Below are 18,678 nucleotides of genomic sequence, written 5' to 3'. Positions count from 1 at the left end.
GAACGCCCCGAGGGGGCGACCTCGCGGGGCGCCCGGCCGAACGTCAACGAAACCGACAAGGAGTGACCCGATATGGCACTGGACCGGCAACTGGAGATCCTCGCGGTCTGCGGCGTCGGCATGGGCTCCAGCCTGATGCTGAAGATGACCGCCGAGGACGCGCTGCGCGCGCTCGGCATAGAGGCGCGGGTGGAGAACACCGACGTGTCCACGGCGCGCGGCATGACGCCGGACGTGGTGATCGGCCAGGGGATGCACACCAGCGAGATCGCCGACCTGGCGCCGGTGGTGATCACGATCAGCGACTTCCTGGACAAGGAGGGCCTGGAGGTCCAGCTCCGCGAGCGCCTGACCGAGCAGGGGTGGCTGTCATGACGATCGCCGTGGCGACCGACGGCGTCGCCGCCGCCGACTGGCGGGAGGCCGTCGTCAGCGCGGCGTCCGCGCTGGTCGATGCGGGCGCGGCGGGTGAGGGCTACCCGGAGGCGTGCGTGCGGGTGGTCGAGGAGAACGGCCCCTACATCGTGCTGACGAAGGGGCTGGCGCTCGTCCACGCCCGCCCGGAGGAGGGCGGCCTGGCCGTCGGGGTCGGCGTGACCCGGCTGGCCGCGCCGGTGGAGTTCGGCCACCCCGACAACGACCCGGTGGACCTGCTGCTGGCGTTCTGCACCCCGGACCCCGACGTCCACGTCGGGACGCTGGCCGCGCTGGCGCGCGCGCTGTCGGGCGGCCTGGCCGACCGGCTCCGCGCGGCCGCCGGTCGGGACGACCTCGCCCGCGAGCTGAAGGAGGCGCTGCCCGATGACTGAGACCGTCCGCGCGCAGCGGCTCCCCGACCGGGTGCGGACCCTGCTGGACGACCTCGACTCCGTGTCCGGCGCGGCGATCGGCGAGGCCGCCGCGCTGCTGCTGGAGTCGGTCGCCTCCGACGGGATCGTGCACGTCGCGGGCGCGGGCCACTCGCTGGCGATGGTCTGCGAGACCTTCTACCGCGCGGGCGGGCTCGCCGCGGTCCGGCCGATCTGGCATCCCGGCGTGTTCCCGCTCGACGACGCCCTGCGCAGCACGCGGGTCGAGCGGGAGAGCGGGGTCGGGCGGGGCGTCGTCGAGGCCGCCGCGCCCACCCCGCCCGACGTCGCGGTGGTGTTCTCCACCAGCGGCCGCAACCCCTACCCGGTCGAGGTCGCGGAGGCGTGCGCGGCGCGGGGCGTGCCGGTCATCGCGGTGACCTCGGCGCGGGCCTCGCGCGAGGCGGCGGCGCGGACCCCGACGAGCCTCGCCGACCACGCCGCGATCGTGCTGGACACGCGCGTCCCGCCGGGCGACGCGCTGCACCCGGCGGGCGCGCCGCGCACCGCCGCGGTCTCCACGATCCTCGCCGCCTACACGTGGTCGCGCGTCCTCGCCGAGCTCGACGACCTCGCCTCCGCGCGCGGTATGCGGCTCCCCCGCTGGACGAGCGCGAACGTCCCGGGCGGGGACGAGGAGAACGCGGCGCTCCTGGCCCGCTACCGGGGGCGGATCCCCGAGCTGACCGGCGGCCGGGACACGTCGCAATAAACGGGGGCTTACCGTCGCACGCCACCCTCCTCCCGCAACGGTTACTTTTAGTTGCCATTCAGGCACTATTCGGTGATCGGCCCGGTTGTTACCGTTCGGGAACTCCGCCCCTGGGCGACGGGAGGCCCCGCGATGCAACGAACGATCCTCGTCGCCGTCGACGAGGCGCCGGACGGCGACTCGGTGGTCGCCGAGCAGCTCCGCCGCCTGTGCGCCGCGCTGGAGGGGCACGGGCTGCACGTCCGCTGGACGCACCGCGCCGCCGACGCGCTGGCGGTGGTCCGCTCGGACGCCATGCTGGCGGCGGCGCTGGTGGGCTGGGGGGCGGCGGGCACCGAGGACGTCCTGACCGCGGTGGGCGGGCGGTTCCACCGCCTCCCGGTGTTCCTCGTGACCGCCGAGCAGGAGGCCCGCGACGTCCCGCTGTGGGTGTACGAGGTGATCCAGGGCTATGTCTTCCTGCTGGAGGACACCCCCGACTTCATCGCCGGGCGCGTCGCGCACGCGGCGCAGGAGTACGCCGAGCGGATCCTGCCGCCGTTCTTCGAGGCGCTCCAGCGCCTGGACGACCGGCACCGCTACTCCTGGCACACCCCCGCCCACGCCGGCGGGGTGGCGTTCCTGAAGTCGCCGGTGGGGCGGGCGTTCTTCGACTACTACGGCGAGCGGCTGCTGCGCACCGATCTGTCGATCTCGGTCCCCGAGCTCGGGTCGCCGCTGGACCACACCGGCCCGATCGGCGACGCCGAGCGCAACGCCGCCCGGATCTTCGGCGCCGAGCGGACGTTCTTCGTCGTCAACGGCAACTCGACCGCCAACCGCATCGTCGGGCACCACGCGGTCGCCCGCGACGAGCTGGCGCTGGTGGACCGCAACTGCCACAAGTCCGTCCAGCACGTCCTCGCCATCAGCGGCGCCCGCCCGGTCTACCTCGTTCCGGAGCGCAACGGGCTCGGGCTCGCGGGCCCCATCCCGGCCGGGTCGCTGGCGGCGGCGGCCGTCGCCGACCGGCTGGCGGGCCACCCGTTCGGCGCGGGCGCGGCGGGCTCCGGCGCCGCGTACGCGGTGATCACCAACTCGACCTACGACGGGCTGTGCTACGACGCCGTCCAGGTCGCGGCGCTGCTCGGCGCGTCGGTGCCGCGGGTGCACTTCGACGAGGCGTGGTTCGCCTACGCCCGCTTCAACCCGCTGTACGAGCGCCGGTACGGCATGGCCGTCGACGAGCGGTCGCTGCCCGGCCCGGAGCGTCCGACGGTGTTCGCCACGCAGTCCACGCACAAGCTGCTGGCGGCGCTGTCGCAGGCGTCGATGCTGCACGTGCGCTCCTCACCGCGCGCGCCGGTGGACTACGAGCGGTTCAACGAGACGTTCCTGATGCACGCCAGCACCTCGCCGCTCTACCCGATGATCGCGTCCCTGGACGTGGCGGCGGCGATGATGGACGGCCCGTCCGGCCCGTTCCTCACCGGCGAGGCGATCGTCGAGGCGGTCCGCTTCCGGCAGGCGATGGTGCGGCTGGCCGGCCGCGTCCGCGAGGACGACGCCCGCCCCGACTGGTTCTTCGGCGTCTGGCAGCCGCCGGAGGTGACCGACCCGCGGACCGGCGGCACGACCCGGTTCGAGGACGCCGACATCACGCTGCTGTCCACCGAGCCGCGCTGCTGGACGCTGGAGCCCGGCGCCGCCTGGCACGGGTTCGGCGGCCTCGACGACGGCCAGTGCGCGCTCGACCCGATCAAGGTGACGATCACCTGCCCGGGCGCCGACGCCGTCGCCGGCACCACCCCGTGGGGGATCCCCGCCCGGATCGTGGCCGCCTACCTGGAGCGGCGCGGCATCGTCGTGGAGAAGACCGGCGACCACACGCTGCTGGTGCTGTTCTCGATCGGCATCACCAAGGGCAAGTGGGGGACGCTGATCGACGCGCTCATCGACTTCAAGAACGCCTACGACGGCGGCGCACCGCTGGCGGAGGCGCTGCCCGGGTTCGGACCGCCCGGGATCTCGCTGCGCGCGCTCTGCGAGGCGGTCCACGGGAGGCTGCGCGACTCCCGCCTCGGTGAGCTGCTCGACCAGGTCTTCACCGACCTGCCCCGACCCGTCCTGACCCCCGCCGAGTGCTACCAGGCGCTGATCCGCTCCCGCACCGAGCGGGTCCCGCTGGAGGAGCTGGCGGGCCGGGTCTGCGCCTCGACCGTCGTCGTCACGCCGCCCGGGATCCCGATGCTGATGCCCGGCGAGGCCGCCGGGGCCGCCGACGGGCCGGTGCTGCGCTACCTGCGTGCCCTGGAGGCCTTCGACCGCGCCTTCCCCTACCTCGCCACCGACATCCACGGCGCGCACCGCGACGAGGACGGCCGCTACCGGATCGAGTGCGTCGTCACGTGACCGGACACGGCCCCAAACCGGAAGCGAGGGATGAACGACCGGGAACCGGGTCGGGTCGGACGGCGTTTCCGGTGGGACCCGCCCGCTCGCCGTGCGATGATGCGGGCACACCGGACCAGAACGGGGAACTGAGATGACCACGAGGCCGACCGAGGACGACCTTCTCGCCGTGTTCAGGCGCGCGGACCTCGGTGGCGACGACCGGCTCGACCTCATGGAGTTCACGCTCGTCCTGGAGAGCCTCGGGCTGTCCTGGACGCGGGCGGAGACCCAGGACAGGTTCGAGCAGGCCGACACCAACCGCGACGGCTTCATCTCCTACCGCGAGTTCCGGGCGGCCCTGGACGTCCGGGGCTGGGCCTCCGGGCCGCTGCCCGGCGCGCGGAGCTGAACGGCGCGGGCCGGGCCCGCCGGACGGATCCGGCGGGCCCCGTCCGCACGCGTCGCGTCAGACCGCCCGGCCGCGCAGCCGCCGGTAGCGGCGGACGAGCGCCGCCGTGGAGGGGTCGGGGGCCTGCGCCGGGGGCTCCTCGGAGGTGAGCGCGGGCGCCAGGTCCATCGCCATGACCTTGCCGAGCTCCACGCCCCACTGGTCGAAGGAGTCGATGCCCCAGATCGTCCCCTCGACGAACACGATGTGCTCGTAGAGGGCGACGAGCGCGCCGAGCGTCCGGGGGGTCAGCTTCGGCACGAGGATCGTGCTGGTCGGCCGGTTGCCCGGCATGACCTTGTGCGGGACGACCGCGGCGGGCGTCCCCTCGGCGGCGATCTCCTCGGCGGTCTTGCCGAACGCCAGCGCGGAGGTCTGCGCGAGCATGTTGGCGGTCAGCAGGTCGTGCATGCCCGCGCGGTCCTCGAACGGCTCGGCGAAGCCGATGAAGTCGGCGGGCACGAGCCGGGTGCCCTGGTGCAGGAGCTGGTAGAAGGCGTGCTGGCCGTTCGTGCCCGGCTCGCCCCAGAAGATCTCACCGGTCTGCGCGACGACGGGGACGCCGTCGGCCCGCACCGACTTGCCGTTGGACTCCATCGTGAGCTGCTGGAGGTAGGCGGGGAAGCGCGACAGCCGCTGGCTGTAGGGAAGCACCGCGCGGGTCTGCGCGCCGAAGAAGTCGGTGTACCAGACGCCGAGCAGCCCCATCAGGACGGGCATGTTCGCCTCGAACGGCGCGCTGCGGAAGTGCTCGTCGATCTGGCGGAACCCGGCGAGCATCTCGCGGAACGCCTCGCCGCCGATCGCGACCATGAGGGACAGCCCGATCGCGCCGTCGAAGGAGTAGCGGCCTCCGACCCAGTCCCAGAACCCGAACATGTTGGCGGTGTCGATGCCGAAGGCCGCGACCCGCTCGGCGTTGGTCGACACCGCGACGAAGTGCCGCGACACGGCCTTCTCGTCGCCGAGCCGCCCGACCAGCCACTCCCGCGCGACCTTGGCGTTGGTGAGGGTCTCCAGCGTCCCGAACGTCTTGGAGCTGATGACGAACAGCGTCCGCTCGGGATCGAGGTCCGCGAGCGTCCCGACGATGTCGGCCGGGTCGATGTTGGACACGAACCGGCACGAGATCCCCGCGTCGGCGAAGTCGCGCAGCGCCTCGTAGGCCATGGCGGGGCCGAGGTCGGACCCGCCGATGCCGATGTTCACGACGGTCGCGATCGGCTTGCCGGTGAAACCCGTCCACTCCCCCGCGCGGACGCGTCCCGCGAACTCCGCCATCCGGTCCAGGACGGCGTGCACGTCGGCGGCGACGTCCTGGCCGTCCGCGGTGAGCGGCTCGCCCGGCGGCAGCCGCAGCGCCGTGTGCAGGACGGCGCGGTCCTCGCTGACGTTGATGTGCTCGCCGGAGAACATCGCCTCGATCCGCTCGCGCAGCCCCGCGCGCTCGGCGAGCGACACCAGCAGCCCCAGCGTCTCGGCGGTGACGCGGTGCTTGGAGTAGTCCAGGTGGAGGTCCCCCGCGGTGACCGTCATGCGCTCGGCGCGCCCCGGGTCGTCCGCGAACAGCTCGCGCAGGTGCCGCCCCGCCAGCACCGCCTGGTGCTCGGCGAGCGCAGACCACTCGGGCGCCTCGGTGATATCAGCCATTGCCTCTCTCGTCTCCTCGACGGGGCCGTGCGAGCGCCGCTGTCCCCCGGGCGCTCCGCGGTCCCCCACCGGCGATCATAGGTCGACCGCGCGCGACCGTACCAAAGCCCACCCGCGCCCTGGGCGGAACCGCCGGGATCGTCAGGTCTCAGGCGCCGCGCCCGGTCGGCCGCCCATGCCCGCGACGCCGCCGCTGACCAGGAGGAACGCCGTTGAGCTGCGAAATCCCCCGGCGCCTCCGGGACGTTAGGCTCGGTGGCCCGCCGCCCGTCTCGGGGGCGGGAATGATCACATTCCGCGGTCGGGAGGAGAGTCCGGGTGGGCGAGCGGGTGTTCTGGGTGGGCACGTACACGGGCGCGATGGGCGCCGGTGAGGGCGTCTACCGCGTGCGGCGAGGCGCGGACGGCGCGCTGGAGGGCCCGGAGCTCGCGGGCGCGGCGGCGAGCCCGTCCTATCTGGCGGTGCGTCCGGGCGGCCGCGTCCTCTACGCGGTCCGGGAGGAGGACGCGGGAGGCGTCCTCGCGTACGCGGTCGAGGGCGGGCGGCTCCGGGAGATCGGCAGGCGCGAGGCGGGGGCGCTCCCCTGCCATCTGTCGCTGTCGCCCGGCGGCGGGCACCTGCTGGTGGCCGACTACGGGTCCGGGACGGTGCGGGCGGTGCCGCTGGGCCCGGACGGCGCCTTCACCGGCGAGCCCGACGTCGTCGAGGGCCACGGCTCCGGCCCGCGCGAGGACCGCCAGGACGGCCCGCACGCGCACATGACCGCCCCCGCCCCGGACGGGACGATCCTGTCCACCGACCTCGGCGCCGACCTCGTCCGCTCGTTCCGGATCGAGGACGGGCGCCTGCGGCTCACCGGGGAGACCCGGCTCCCGGCGGGGTGCGGGCCCCGGCACCTGGCCGTGCACCCGAGCGGGCACGTGTTCGTGCTGACCGAGCTGGCGGCCACGGTGCTCGTGCTGCGCCCCGCCGGCGGCGCGGACGGCTACGCCCGGCTCGAACCGGTCGCCGAGTCGCCCGCCACCGCGGCGGGGTCGGACGGCGAGTCGCTCGCCGGGGCGATCAAGCTCGGCGGCGACGGCCGGCACGTCTACACCTCGACGCGCGGCGCGGACGTGGTCACCACGCACCGCGTGCTCGACGAGGGCGCGGCGCTCAAGCCCGTCGCGGACATCGCCTCGGGCGGGCACTGGCCCCGCGACCTGCACGTCGACGGCGCGTGGATGCACGTCGCGAACGAGCGGAGCGGGCTGGTCGCCACGTTCCGGATCGGCGCGGACGGCCTCCCGGCGCCCGCCGGGGCGCTGGAGGTGCCGTCCCCGGTCTGCGTCGTCCCCGCCTGAGCATCGGGTCCGCGCCGGGGTTCCGGCGCGGACCCGCCGGTGTTTCCCGGATGCCCCCAAGGGCACGCCCCGGAGGGTCGAAACGGACATCTCAGGGAGCATCGGACATGACAACGATCGCGACGACCAACCCCGCGACGGAACGGGTGGAGCAGACCTTCGACGCGCTCTCCGAGGACGCCGTCGACCGGTACGTCGGGCGGGCCGCCGAGGCGTTCGCGTCCTACCGCCTCACGCCCGTCGGGGGGCGGGCGGCGTGGATGAGCGCCGCCGCCGACATCCTGGACGAGGAGGCCGACCGGATCGGCGCCATGGTGACCGCCGAGATGGGCAAGACGTTCACGGCGGCCAGGGCCGAGGCGCGCAAGTGCGCGCACGCGTGCCGGTACTACGCCGAGCACGCGGAGGGGTTCCTGGCCGACCGCCCGGCCGACGCGGAAGCCGTGGGCGCGTCGGGCGCCTACGTCCGCTACCAGCCGCTCGGGCCCGTGCTGGCGGTCATGCCGTGGAACTTCCCGCTCTGGCAGGTGATCAGGTTCGCGGCGCCGGGGCTGATGGCGGGCAACGTGGGGCTGCTGAAGCACGCCTCGAACGTCCCGCGCACGGCGCTGTTCCTGGAGGACCTGTTCCGCCGGGCGGGGTTCCCCGAGGGCGTGTTCCAGACGCTGCTCATCGGGTCGCGGCAGGTCGAGCGGGTGCTGCGCGACCCGCGGGTGCGGGCCGCGACGCTCACCGGCAGCGAGCCCGCCGGGCGGTCGGTCGCCGCGATCGCCGGGGACGAGGTCAAGCCGACGGTGCTGGAGCTCGGCGGCAGCGACCCGTTCGTGGTGATGCCCTCGGCCGACGTCGCGGCGGCGGCGGAGGCGGCGGCCACGTCCCGCTGCCTGAACAACGGGCAGAGCTGCATCTCCGCCAAGCGCTTCATCGCCGACATCGGTGTCGCGGACGAGTTCGAGCGGCGGTTCGTCGAGGCCATGCGCGACCGGACCGTCGGCGACCCGATGGACGAGGGCACCGACGTGGGGCCGCTGGCCAGCGAGCAGGGCCGCGCCGACGTCGAGGCCCTGGTCGCCGACGCCGTCGGCAAGGGCGCCACGGTGCTGTGCGGCGGCGAGCGCCCGGCCGGTCCCGGCTGGTTCTATCCGCCGACCGTGATCTCCGGCGTGACGCCCGAGATGCGCATGTTCCACGAGGAGGTGTTCGGGCCGGTCGCGTCGCTGTTCCGGGTCCGGGGCGTGTCGGAGGCGGTCGAGCTGGCCAACGCGACCGGCTTCGGCCTCGGCTCGAACGCCTGGACGCGGGAGCCCGACGAGCAGGAGCGGTTCGTCCGGGAGCTGGACGCCGGGCAGGTCTTCATCAACGGCATGACCACCTCCTACCCGGAGCTGCCGTTCGGCGGCGTGAAGCGGTCCGGATACGGGAGGGAGCTGTCGCAGGAGGGCGTCCACGCCTTCTGCGACGCCAAGTCGGTCTGGATCAAGTAGGCCGGTCGTGGCTCAGCGGTCGAGCAGGGCCAGCGCGGCCTCCTCGATCGCGCGTTCCGACAGCAGGACGTGCCGGGCGGCATCGCCGAGCGGCACGAAGCTGTCCTCGCTCGTGACGCGGGCCGCGCGGCCCGCGAACCCTCCGTCGGTGAGCGCGGTGAGGACGGCCTCCGACACCCCGCCCGTCCGGCGGGTCTCGTCGGCGACCAGGACGGCGCCGGTCGCGCGGGCCTCGCGCAGCAGGTCGGCCGCCGGCAGCGGCGCCAGCCAGCGCAGGTCGAGGACGCGGCAGCGGACGCCGCGGCGCTCCAGCCGGCGGGCCGCGCGCAGGCTCATGCGCAGCCCGTTCGCGAACGTGACGATGGTGAGGTCGCCGCCGCCGCCGTGGGTGCGGGCGCGGCCGAGCGGCACCGCGTCCCGGCCGGGCGCGGCGAGCCAGCCGCCGTCCCCGTCCTCGTGCAGGTCGCGGACGTGGTAGAGCGCGATCGGCTCCAGCAGTACGCAGACCCGGCCGTGCGCGGACGCCGCGTCCGCGCAGGCGCGCAGCATCCCGGCGGCGTCGTCGGGGCGCGCGGGCGAGGCGATGACCAGGCCGGGGATGTCGCGCAGCGCGGCGACGGCGTTGTCGTTGTGGAAGTGGCCGCCGAACCCCTTCTGGTAGGCGTAGGCGGCGATGCGCACCACCATCGGGTTGCGGTAGCGGCCCGCGGAGAAGAACGGCAGCGTGGCCGCCTCGCCGCGGAGCTGGTCGGCGGCGTTGTGCAGGTAGGCGAGGTACTGGATCTCCGGGACCGGCAGCAGTCCCGCCGTCGCGAGACCCAGCGCGAGGCCGAGGATCGACTGCTCGTCCAGGATCGTGTCGAACACCCGCGCCGCGCCGGCGCGCCGCAGCAGCCCCCGCGTGACCCCGTACACGCCGCCCTTGCGCGCGACGTCCTCGCCGAACACCAGCGCCTCGGGCCGCTCGTCGAGCAGGTCGGCGAGCGCCCGGTTGACCGCCCGCGCGAGCGTCAGCCGCTCACCGCCGGGCTCGGAGGGCTGCTCGGGGGGTGGCTCGGCGCTTGACGGGTCGGCGCTCGGCGGGGCGGGGAGCGGGGCCATGACCTCGCGCGCGGAGGTCAGGCGCGGCGCGTCCGCGACCTCCGCAGCGAGGGCCATGACCTCGGCGCGCTTGGCCTCGTAGCGGCCGACGACATCGTCCGCCGTCGCCAGCCCCCGGTCGACGAGCGTTCGCGCCGTGCGCAGCAGCGGGTCGGCGGCGAGGTCGGCGTCCAGTTCCGCCTGGGTCCGGTAGGCCGATTCGACGTCGGAGCCCGCGTGCCCCATCAACCGGACGGTGCGCAGGTGCAGGAACGCCGGACGGCGCCTCTCCCGAACCCAGGCCGCCGCGTCACGGGCGACGCTGTAGACCTCCTCCAGGTCACCGCCGTCGGCGTGGAAGTAGGCGAGGCCCGGCCGCGAGCCGTAGGCGGCCTCGATCCACCCCGGCGGGGTGCGGACGCTGATGCCGATGCCGTTGTCCTCGCAGACGAGGAGCAGCGGCATCGGCACGCCCTGGTGGCCGCAGTTCACGGCCGCGTTGACGGCGCCGGCCGCGGTGGAGTGGTTGGCGGAGGCGTCCCCGAACCCGCACACGGCCAGCGCGTCGCGCGGCCAGGGCGGCTCGACGCCGAGGCGGACGGCGCGTCCGATCGCGAACGCGACGCCGAGCGCGCGCGGGAGGTGCGAGGCGATCGTGGACGTCTGCGGGATGACGTGGAGCCGGTCGGCGCCGAACACCTTGTGCCGCCCGCCGGAGATCGGGTCCTCGGCGGCGGCGACCACGCCCAGCAGGACGTCGCGCAGCGCGTCCCGCCCCGGCACCTGACGGGCGCGCTCCAGGAAGAACGCGCCCGAGCGGTAGTGCAGGAGCGCCGGGTCGTCCGGGCGGAGCGCGGCCGCGACGGCCGCGTCGCCCTCGTGCCCGGACGAGCCGATCGTGTAGAACCCGTGGCCGCCCGCCCGCAGCCACCTCGCGGCGAGGTCGAGGTGGCGGCTGCCGAGCTGCGCGTCGAACAGCTCCAGGAGGCGCTCCCCGGTGAGCGGCCCCGGCGGGCGGGACGCGCCGGAGGGCCGGAGCGACTCGGCCCGCTCCAGGAAGTGGACGTCGGCGGGCTCGGCGTCGCGGGCTGCCATGCGGCCTCCTGCCTCGGTGGAAGGGGTGCGGTGTCGAGCATCGGACACCTCGCCCGCGATGCCAAGCATCCGGCCCGCTTGGCGGAGACGCGGCGGACCGGCCAAGCTTGAGTCCGTGCTCACCTCCGTCATCGGCGGCTCCCGCATCCCGGCCGGGCCGCGCTCATACCGTTCCGTCGACCCCGCCCGCGTGTCGGAGGTGGTCGCCGACGTGGCCCTGGCCGGGGCCGACGACCTGGTCGCGGCGTGCCGCGCCGCCCGCGCCGCGCAGGACGCCTGGCGCGACGTCCCGCCGCCCGTCCGGGGGCAGGCCGTCGCGGCGCTCGGACGCCTCGTCGAGGCCAACAAGGAGGCCCTCGCCCGCGTCGTCACCCGGGAGGTCGGCAAGCCCTACGCCGAGGCGCTCGGCGAGGTGCAGGAGATCGCCGACACCTGCGCGTTCTTCGCCGGGGAGGGGCGGCGGCTGTACGGGCGGACCGTCCCGTCGGAGATGCCGGACAAGCAGCTCCTGACCTTCCGCGACCCGGTGGGGGTCGTCACCGTGATCACGGCCGGGAACTTCCCCGTCGCCGTGCCGTCCTGGTACATCGTCCCGGCGCTGCTGTGCGGGAACACGGTCGTGTGGAAGCCCGCCGAGTACGCGGCGGCGTGCGCGGAGGCGTTCTATCAGCTCGTCGCCCATGCGGGGATCCCGGACGGCGTCCTCAACGTCGTGTACGCCGACGGCCCCGAGACGTTCCGGGGCCTGGAGCTGGCGCTGGAGGCGGGGCTCGTCGGCAAGGTGGGCTTCACCGGCTCCACCGAGGTCGGGTCGCGGATCGGCGCGCTGTGCGGCCGCCACCTCCAGACGCCGTGCCTGGAGCTGGGCGGCAAGAACCCGATGGTCGTCACCGAGGACGCCGACCTCCCGCTGGCCGTCGAGGGCGCGCTGTTCTCCGGGTTCGGGACGGCCGGGCAGCGCTGCACCTCCCTCGGCACGGCGATCGTGCACGAGTCGGCGCACGCGGAGTTCGTCCGGCTGCTGGACGAGGCGGCGCGCGCGGCCACCGTGGGCGACCCGTCCGGCGACGTGCTGTTCGGGCCGCTGATCGACCAGCGGTTCGCGGACGGCTTCGAGCGGGTCCTCGGCTGGATCGGGCCCGACCACACCGTGCACGGCTCGTCCGGGACGGGCCGGATCACGGCCGCGAACCCGCGAGCGGGCTTCGCGGGCGACCCGGCGGACGGCCTGTACTACCACCCGGTGATCGTGGACGGCGTCGGCCCCGGCGACGACCTGTTCGCGCACGAGACGTTCGGGCCGGTCGTCGGCGTCGCCTCCTACCGGACGCTGGACGAGGCAGTCGCGCTGGCGAACGCGCCGGGCTACGGGCTGTCGGCGTCGATCTACACCACCGACCCGGCGAAGGTGTTCGCGTTCCGGCGGCGGGTCTCGGCGGGGATGGTCAGCGTGAACAACTCCACCTCGGGCGCCGAGGCGCACCTGCCGTTCGGCGGGAACGGGCGGTCGGGCAACGGGAGCCGCCAGTCGGGCGTGTGGGTGCTGGACCAGTTCACCCGCTGGCAGTCGATGAACTGGGACTACTCCGGGCGGTTGCAGAAGGCGCAGATGGACGTCCCGGAGGTCGAGCCCGACCTCGCCTTCCGCCTCTAGCGCACCGCTCGCGGCTACCTCCGAGGTAATCGCCGGGGGTCCGGAACGTCCGTAGCGTCGGGGTCATCGACGGCAGAGGGAGGACCAGGATGACCGCGATGACCGCGATCGGCTCGGCCGGGAGACGGGGCGCACCGTCAGTGGGTGTGGTCGGGGGCGGCGGCCTCGGGGTTGGCGAGCAGCCAGCCGATCCGGTCGCGGCTCTCCTCGTCGGTCGGCACGTAGACCACGACCCGGACCCCGGGTGAGGCGGTGATCTCCAGGTTCGTGGTGCGGGTGCGGATCTCTCCGCCGGCGTGGTGCCGGAACACCTTGGTCCGCTGCCCGGGGATCGCGACGTCGTGCGAGGCCGCCCACAGCCGCGCGAACTCCGGGCTGACCGCCTGGAGCCGCTCGACCAGCTCCTTCCAGCCCGGCTCGCCGAGGTGCCTGATGTAGCGGTGCCGGAACACCGCGACGTGGATCGGCGTCTCCTCCTCCCAGTTCACGACCGGGTTGCAGCACGGCGGCAGCGTGAACATCATCCACATCGAGTTGCGCTCGCACCCGGTCGCCCGCACCACGCGCGGGAAGAGCGCCGCGTAGGCGGCGTTCCACGCGAGGACGTCGCAGCGGCCGTTGGACACCACCGCGGGCAGCGGGAGCAGGCCGTCCAGGATCGTCTGGACGTCGGGGGGGAGCGGGGTGCCGACCGTATCGGACAGGGTGGCCGTCGGGACCTCGGCCAGCCGGTACAGGTGCTCGTGCTCGGTGCCGTCCAGCCGCAGCGTGCGGGCCACGGCGTCCAGCACCTGGGTGCTCACCTTGATCGGACGGCCCTGCTCCAGCCACGTGTACCAGGTGACGCCGACCCCCGCGAGCTGGGCGACCTCCTCGCGGCGCAGGCCGGGCGTGCGGCGGCGCGGGCCGGCGGGCATGCCGACGTCGGCCGGGGTGATCCGCTCGCGGCGGCTGCGCAGGAAGGCGCCGAGCTCGCCGCGGCGCTCCCGCCCGGTGGTCTCCTCGGCGGTGCTCATGCCGGTCATCACGCCCCCAGGGCCTCACGCGCGGTGGCCGCACGTTCCAGGTGCTGTCAGTACCAGTATAAGCGGGCTCTCGTTACCGGTATCGAACCTCAAGGAGGATGACCCGTATGACTCAGACAACCGATCCGCCCGGGATTGTTCCCGACCGGGGGACGCGGAGCGGGCCCGGCGGCCTCATGCTGGCCCTCATCCTGCTCGGGCAGTTCATGGCCATCCTCGACGTCAACATCGTCAACGTGGCCCTGCCGACCATGCGCGCCGACCTGCACGCCTCCGGCGCCGGCATCCAGCTCATCGTGGCCGGATACGTCATCTCCTACGCCGTCCTGCTGATCACGGGAGCCAGGATCGGCGACATCATCGGCCACGGCCGCGCCTACCACCTCGGCCTCGCGGTCTTCACGGTGACCTCGCTGGCCTGCGGGCTCGCGCCGTCCACCTGGACGCTGGTCGCGTTCCGCTTCCTGCAGGGCGTCGGCGCGGCGCTCATGACGCCGCAGGTGATGTCGATGATCCAGCGCAACTACGCCGGCGCGGCACGGGCGCGCGCGCTCGGCTTCTACACGGCCATCATCGCCGGCGGCGTCGTCATCGGGCAGGTGGCGGGCGGCCTGCTGGTCAGCGCGGACCTGTTCGGCAGCGGCTGGCGGACGGTCTTCCTGGTGAACGTGCCGATCGGCGTCGCGCTGCTGCTCGCGGGGCCCCGCGTGCTGCCCCGGCCGGAGCCGTCGCGGGAGGGCGGCTCGGTCGTGCGGGCCCTGGACCTCCCCGGGCTGGCCACGCTGATCCCGGCGGTGCTGCTGCTGGTGGTGCCGCTGATCCTCGGCCACGAGTTCGGCTGGCCGCTGTGGGGCTGGGTGTCGCTCGCCGCGAGCGCGGTCTTCCTCGGCGCGTTCGTCGCCGTGGAGCGCGGCGTCGCGTCCCGCGGCCTGCGCCCCCTCATCTCGGGACGGGTGCTGCGCGCGCCGAAGCTGCCCGTGGCCTGCGCGGTCCTCGTGTTCGGGCCGGGCACGTGGGGCTCGTTCCTGTTCACCACGACGCTGCACCTCCAGGGCGACCTCGACATGTCGCCGCTGGAGTCGGGGCTCGCGTTCGTGCCGTGCGTCGCCGCGTTCGGCGCGGTCGGCCTGACCTGGCAGCGGCTGCCCGCCCGCTGGCACCGCCCCGCCATCCCGATCGGGTTCACGATCGCGGCGCTGGGCTACCTGTGCGTCGGCCCGCTGGCCGGCGGCGGCGTGGCCTACGAGCTGCTGACCGCGGCCATCGGGTTCGGGCTCGGCGTCCTGCCGATCGGCATGACGGTCGCGCTCTCGAACGTCCCGGCCGAGGACGCCTCGGACGCCAGCGGGCTGCTGCTGACGCTCATGCAGCTCGGCCAGGTCGTCGGCGTCGCCACGGTCGGGACGCTGTTCCTCACCCTGACCGAGGACAGCGGCTCGACCCGGCACGCCGAGTACGGCACCGGCTGGGCCCTCGCCGGGTCGATCCTGATCGGCATCGTGCTCGGGATCATCCTGGCGCGCGGGCGGACCGACCGCCCCGCCCGCCCCGCGCCCGCCGCCGAGGGCCCGGCGGTGGACCTCGCCCGCTAGGGCGGTCGGCGGGGGGGCGACGGAGCACCGTCCGCCCCGGCGCCGCACCACCCTGGCGCCGGGGGGACAGTGACGATACCTACCGGTTTACTCGAACCGGGGCATGGGCAGAGTCACGGCGCGGCCCACTCGCGAGCTCGGAGCCAGGTGCTCAGGACTGCGAGCCTGGGCCGCGCCACGCTTTCCGCCGCAGGGGCTCGCGGCGGCCCGCCGTCAGCCGGTGACGGCCGCCGCGACGGTCATGCCGCAGTAGGCGGCGCCGAGCCCCGCCGCGATGCTCGCGGCGACGTTGGCCACGGAGTAGAAGCGCGCCCCGTCCTCGACGAGGCGCACGGTCTCGTATCCGAACGTGGAGTAGGTGCTGAGCGCGCCGCACAGGCCCGTCCCGGCGAAGGACATGACGCCGCCGTCCGCCGGGAGCGCCACGAGGAACCCCAGCAGCGCCGACCCCGCGACGTTGACGGTGAGCGTCCCCCAGGGGAACTCCGAGTCGTGCCGGGCCTGCACGGCCCGGTCGGTGAGGTAGCGGACCGGCGCGCCGAGCGCCGCGCCGAGCGCGACCAGCAGGATCGTCACGGCCGCTCCCCCGCCCCGGCGGCCTCGGGCGCGGCGCCGCCCGCGCGGGGCCGGGCGAGCGCGCGGGTCAGCCGCAGCCCGGCGGTCGTCGCGGCGAGCGCGGCGACGAGCGTCGCGGCGAGGTAGCCGAGCGCGGTCGCGGCGGCGTCGGCGTCCACGGCCCGCTGGATGTCCACGACGTAGGTGGAGAACGTCGTGAAGCCGCCCAGGACCCCGACGCCGAGGAACGGCCGCACCAGGTGGTGCGCCCGCCGCACCTCGGTGATCAGCACCATCAGCACCCCGATCAGCAGGCAGCCGCCGACGTTGATCCCGAAGACCGGCCAGGGGAAGTCCCCGGGCCCGTAGGGGAAGGCGTCGGTCAGCTCGTAGCGCGACAGCGCGCCGATGATCCCGCCCACCGAGATCGCGGCGAGCGTCGACCACGGCGCGCGGTGCAGCTCGAAGCGCTGCCGGGGGACGTGCAGGTCGACGTCGGGGTCGACGAGCGGGCCGGACTCCGCGGCCGAGAGGCCGTCGTCGCCACCGCCCTCGTCGAAGGCGCCGTCGGGGGCTCGCTCGGACACGGGGCACTCCTGCCAGCGGGGATCTTCGTCACCGGCGGGGACCGCCCGCGGCCGGCTCCCCGGTCCCCCCGTCCGGCCGGGGACGGCGGACCTCGCCGCCGCGGCCCTCGTCCGTCGGGCCGGCGACCAGTGTATCGATCACCCCGTCCGCCCGGCCGGGCCGGTCGTGCCCGGCGCCGGCGCCCTCGGTCCGGGGCGCCGGCCGTGTGCCGTCAGTGCTTGGCGGCCGGCCTCGGCAGCGCGCAGTGCCTGCCCAGCACGACGCGGTTGCCCTTGCCGAGGCAGCGGGCCAGCAGGTAGGTCTGCTGCCCGTAGTGGATGCCCTTGCGGACGGTGATCCTGCCCTTCCGGTCGACCTCGCACGGGTTGTTGAGCGTGCAGCGCTCGCCGTCGTCGTTGCCGGTGTTGTTGATGCCGACCATCCGGCGGGTCCGGACGTCGATGATCGGCGAGCCGGACGTCCCGTGGATCGTCTGGCACTGGGGCGCGTAGCGGATGGAGTTCTTCCAGGTCCACTCGCCCTCGCGCAGCCGGTGGATCGTCGCGTCGGTCTTGCAGCCGTAGATCTTGTGCCAGTACCCGGACACGATGCGGATCTCGGTGCCGTCGTGCGGCCGGGACGTCGACAGCCGCAGCGCCGGGATGCGGTACTGGCGCTGGATGGCGGCGTAGGTGGTGTCCAGCCGGTAGAGCGTGACGTCGGTGTCGGTCATCGTGGCGTACTCGACCCGGGTCGCCTTGAGCGTGCCGAGGTCGCGCTGCCCGTCCGGGGAGAGGAGCGTGAACGTCCGGCCGGACGGCTGCCCGACGATGACCTGGCCCGCCTTCGGCATGCCGGACTCCAGGCAGTGGCCGTTGGTCATCACCAGCGCGGCGTCGCCGTCGCGGGAGCGCGGGCCGCGCACGAGCGAGCCCGAGCAGTTGTCCAGCGCCACGATGCCGGTGAAGTCGACCTTCCCGCGCCCACCCTGGTCGGCCTGGCCGCCCTGGCCGGCCTGGGCCGCGCCCGTCCCGGCGGCGCCGAGCACCGCCGCGCCGGCGGCGACGGCGAGCGCGGCTCCTGCGAGTCGTCTGGTCATGCGATTCCTCTCGGCGGGCCGGCGCCGACGCGCGGCCGGGACGACGCTGTCCCGCCGGATGCTAGGACATCACCCGCCACCGGAGAAGGACAGGACACGCCGAGGAATGGTGACTCCGCTGTGGCTATTCGACGTCCACCCAGCCGTACGTCCGTTCCACGGCTTTCCTCCAGCCCGCGTAGCCGTGTTGGCGTTGGGTGTCGGTCCAGGTGGGTTGCCAGCGTTTGTCTTGGTTCCAGTTGGTGCGGAGTTCGTCGGTGGTGCTCCAGAAGCCGGTGGCCAGTCCGGCGGCGTAGGCGGCGCCCAGGGCGGTGGTCTCGGCGACGACGGGGCGGGAGACCGGGACGCCCAGGATGTCGGCTTGGAGTTGCATGCACAGTTCGTTGGCGGTGACGCCGCCATCGACCTTGAGGACGTCCAGGTGGACGCCGGAGTCGCGGGCCATGGCCTCCACCACGTCGCGGGTCTGGTAGCAGATGGCCTCCAGGGTGGCGCGGGCCAGGTGGGCGTTGGTGTTGTAGCGCGAGAGCCCGACGATGGCGCCGCGGGCGTCCGAGCGCCAGTAGGGGGCGAACAGTCCGGAGAAGGCGGGCACGAAGTACACCCCGCCGTTGTCGGTGACCTGCCGGGCCAGGTCCTCGCTCTGGGCGGCACCGGAGATGATCCCCAGCTGGTCGCGCAGCCACTGCACCGCCGACCCCGTCACCGCGATCGACCCCTCCAACGCGAACACCGGCCGCTCCCGCCCGAACTGGTAGCAGACCGTCGTGAGCATCCCCGCCTGGGACCGCACCAACTCCTCCCCCGTGTTGAGCAGGAGGAAGTTGCCGGTGCCGTAGGTGTTCTTGGCCTCGCCGGGCGCGAAGCACACCTGCCCCACCGTGGCCGCCTGCTGATCACCCAGAATGCCCGTCAACACCACCTCGCCCCCCAGCACATCGGGACGGGTGACCCCGTACGGTTCGGGCGCCGAGGAGGGTTTGATGGTGGGGAGCATCGCGCGGGGAATACCGAAGAAGGACAGGAGTTCCTCGTCCCACTTCAGGGTCTCCAGGTCCATCAGCATGGTGCGGCTGGCGTTGGTGGGGTCGGTGACGTGGACCCCGCCGTCGGTGCCGCCGGTCAGGTTCCACAGCACCCAGGTGTCGATGG

At 74.2% G+C, this 18,678-nt stretch carries 16 protein-coding genes; 9 read left to right on the top strand and 7 right to left on the bottom strand.

Going from position 1 to position 18,678, the window contains the following annotated elements; translation table 11 throughout:
* Nucleotides 1-72: 72 nt before the first annotated feature.
* From GNZ18_RS11365 to GNZ18_RS11345, 5 genes are all read left to right on the top strand, one after another.
* Nucleotides 73-375 carry a PTS sugar transporter subunit IIB gene (locus GNZ18_RS11365; protein ID WP_173390746.1) on the top strand — a complete coding sequence of 101 codons (303 nt, stop codon included), beginning with the start codon at nt 73-75 and terminating at the stop codon, nt 373-375.
* The gene (locus GNZ18_RS11360; RefSeq protein WP_156216297.1) at nt 372-809 is read left to right on the top strand and encodes a PTS sugar transporter subunit IIA; all 438 of its coding nucleotides are present in this window, start codon (nt 372-374) and stop codon (nt 807-809) included. The genes GNZ18_RS11365 and GNZ18_RS11360 overlap by 4 nt, the downstream gene beginning before the upstream one ends.
* The gene (locus tag GNZ18_RS11355; RefSeq protein WP_156216296.1) at nt 802-1,560 is read left to right on the top strand and encodes a sugar isomerase domain-containing protein; all 759 of its coding nucleotides are present in this window, start codon (nt 802-804) and stop codon (nt 1,558-1,560) included. Before GNZ18_RS11360 ends, GNZ18_RS11355 begins: the two co-directional genes overlap by 8 nt.
* Nucleotides 1,561-1,692: 132 nt before the next feature.
* Entirely contained in the window at nt 1,693-3,951 is a 2,259-nt protein-coding gene (locus GNZ18_RS11350; RefSeq protein ID WP_156216295.1) for an Orn/Lys/Arg family decarboxylase, read from the top strand.
* A 133-nt stretch (nt 3,952-4,084) separates the two neighbouring features.
* Nucleotides 4,085-4,342 carry an EF-hand domain-containing protein gene (locus tag GNZ18_RS11345; RefSeq protein WP_156216294.1) on the top strand — a complete coding sequence of 86 codons (258 nt, stop codon included), beginning with the start codon at nt 4,085-4,087 and terminating at the stop codon, nt 4,340-4,342.
* A gap of 57 nt (nt 4,343-4,399) precedes the next feature.
* Here the strand turns inward: GNZ18_RS11345 and pgi are convergent, their stop codons facing one another.
* Complete coding sequence (pgi, locus tag GNZ18_RS11340; protein ID WP_156216293.1) at nt 4,400-6,031, bottom strand: glucose-6-phosphate isomerase; 1,632 nt, start codon at nt 6,029-6,031, stop codon at nt 4,400-4,402.
* A gap of 318 nt (nt 6,032-6,349) precedes the next feature.
* On the opposite strand from pgi, the gene GNZ18_RS11335 reads away from it, so the two are divergent.
* Complete coding sequence (locus tag GNZ18_RS11335) at nt 6,350-7,375, top strand: lactonase family protein (RefSeq protein WP_214619591.1); 1,026 nt, start codon at nt 6,350-6,352, stop codon at nt 7,373-7,375.
* Nucleotides 7,376-7,482: 107 nt separating this feature from the next.
* Nucleotides 7,483-8,859 (top strand): NADP-dependent succinic semialdehyde dehydrogenase, encoded by a 1,377-nt coding sequence (locus GNZ18_RS11330; protein ID WP_156216292.1) that lies wholly within the window; start codon nt 7,483-7,485, stop codon nt 8,857-8,859.
* Nucleotides 8,860-8,871: 12 nt separating this feature from the next.
* Here GNZ18_RS11330 and GNZ18_RS11325 read toward each other — a convergent pair whose 3' ends face one another.
* Nucleotides 8,872-11,034 carry a thiamine pyrophosphate-dependent enzyme gene (locus tag GNZ18_RS11325; RefSeq protein WP_156216291.1) on the bottom strand — a complete coding sequence of 721 codons (2,163 nt, stop codon included), beginning with the start codon at nt 11,032-11,034 and terminating at the stop codon, nt 8,872-8,874.
* A 115-nt stretch (nt 11,035-11,149) separates the two neighbouring features.
* On the opposite strand from GNZ18_RS11325, the gene GNZ18_RS11320 reads away from it, so the two are divergent.
* On the top strand, nt 11,150-12,688 hold the full coding sequence (locus tag GNZ18_RS11320) for an aldehyde dehydrogenase family protein (RefSeq protein ID WP_312874432.1): 1,539 nt from the start codon (nt 11,150-11,152) through the stop codon (nt 12,686-12,688).
* Between the two features lie 137 nt (nt 12,689-12,825).
* Here the strand turns inward: GNZ18_RS11320 and GNZ18_RS11315 are convergent, their stop codons facing one another.
* Nucleotides 12,826-13,704, bottom strand: coding sequence for a helix-turn-helix transcriptional regulator (locus tag GNZ18_RS11315; protein ID WP_216651245.1), 879 nt, complete (start codon nt 13,702-13,704; stop codon nt 12,826-12,828).
* Between the two features lie 116 nt (nt 13,705-13,820).
* Here GNZ18_RS11315 and GNZ18_RS11310 point away from each other — a divergent pair, with 116 nt between their 5' ends.
* Complete coding sequence (locus GNZ18_RS11310; protein WP_216651244.1) at nt 13,821-15,305, top strand: MFS transporter; 1,485 nt, start codon at nt 13,821-13,823, stop codon at nt 15,303-15,305.
* 213 nt (nt 15,306-15,518) lie between these two features.
* Here the strand turns inward: GNZ18_RS11310 and GNZ18_RS11305 are convergent, their stop codons facing one another.
* The 4 genes from GNZ18_RS11305 to glpK all read right to left on the bottom strand — a co-directional run.
* Complete coding sequence (locus GNZ18_RS11305; protein ID WP_214619601.1) at nt 15,519-15,881, bottom strand: fluoride efflux transporter FluC; 363 nt, start codon at nt 15,879-15,881, stop codon at nt 15,519-15,521.
* Entirely contained in the window at nt 15,878-16,447 is a 570-nt protein-coding gene (locus GNZ18_RS11300; protein WP_312874431.1) for a fluoride efflux transporter FluC, read from the bottom strand. Before GNZ18_RS11300 ends, GNZ18_RS11305 begins: the two co-directional genes overlap by 4 nt.
* Before the next feature lie 212 nt (nt 16,448-16,659).
* On the bottom strand, nt 16,660-17,526 hold the full coding sequence (locus GNZ18_RS11295; protein ID WP_156216287.1) for a S1 family peptidase: 867 nt from the start codon (nt 17,524-17,526) through the stop codon (nt 16,660-16,662).
* A gap of 124 nt (nt 17,527-17,650) precedes the next feature.
* Nucleotides 17,651-18,678: glycerol kinase GlpK (gene glpK / locus GNZ18_RS11290; protein WP_156216286.1), on the bottom strand; the 1,028-nt coding region annotated here is incomplete at its 5' end.

Source organism: Actinomadura litoris (assembly GCF_009733595.1).
In the GTDB taxonomy this organism is placed as follows: Bacteria; Actinomycetota; Actinomycetes; order Streptosporangiales; family Streptosporangiaceae; genus Spirillospora; species Spirillospora litoris.
The sequence above is the reverse complement of the archived record's forward strand: the minus strand, read 5'-3'. Positions and strand labels throughout refer to the sequence as shown.

Excerpts from the sequence above, each read along its gene's own strand:
- GNZ18_RS11365 (WP_173390746.1), top strand. The coding sequence starts at position 73 with ATGGCACTGGACCGGCAACTGGAGATCCTCGCGGTCTGCGGCGTCGGC.
- GNZ18_RS11360 (WP_156216297.1), top strand. The coding sequence starts at position 372 with ATGACGATCGCCGTGGCGACCGACGGCGTCGCCGCCGCCGACTGGCGG.
- GNZ18_RS11355 (WP_156216296.1), top strand. The coding sequence starts at position 802 with ATGACTGAGACCGTCCGCGCGCAGCGGCTCCCCGACCGGGTGCGGACC.
- GNZ18_RS11350 (WP_156216295.1), top strand. The coding sequence starts at position 1,693 with ATGCAACGAACGATCCTCGTCGCCGTCGACGAGGCGCCGGACGGCGAC.
- GNZ18_RS11345 (WP_156216294.1), top strand. The coding sequence starts at position 4,085 with ATGACCACGAGGCCGACCGAGGACGACCTTCTCGCCGTGTTCAGGCGC.
- pgi (WP_156216293.1), bottom strand. The coding sequence starts at position 6,031 with ATGGCTGATATCACCGAGGCGCCCGAGTGGTCTGCGCTCGCCGAGCAC.
- GNZ18_RS11330 (WP_156216292.1), top strand. The coding sequence starts at position 7,483 with ATGACAACGATCGCGACGACCAACCCCGCGACGGAACGGGTGGAGCAG.
- GNZ18_RS11325 (WP_156216291.1), bottom strand. The coding sequence starts at position 11,034 with ATGGCAGCCCGCGACGCCGAGCCCGCCGACGTCCACTTCCTGGAGCGG.
- GNZ18_RS11315 (WP_216651245.1), bottom strand. The coding sequence starts at position 13,704 with ATGAGCACCGCCGAGGAGACCACCGGGCGGGAGCGCCGCGGCGAGCTC.
- GNZ18_RS11310 (WP_216651244.1), top strand. The coding sequence starts at position 13,821 with ATGACTCAGACAACCGATCCGCCCGGGATTGTTCCCGACCGGGGGACG.
- GNZ18_RS11295 (WP_156216287.1), bottom strand. The coding sequence starts at position 17,526 with ATGACCAGACGACTCGCAGGAGCCGCGCTCGCCGTCGCCGCCGGCGCG.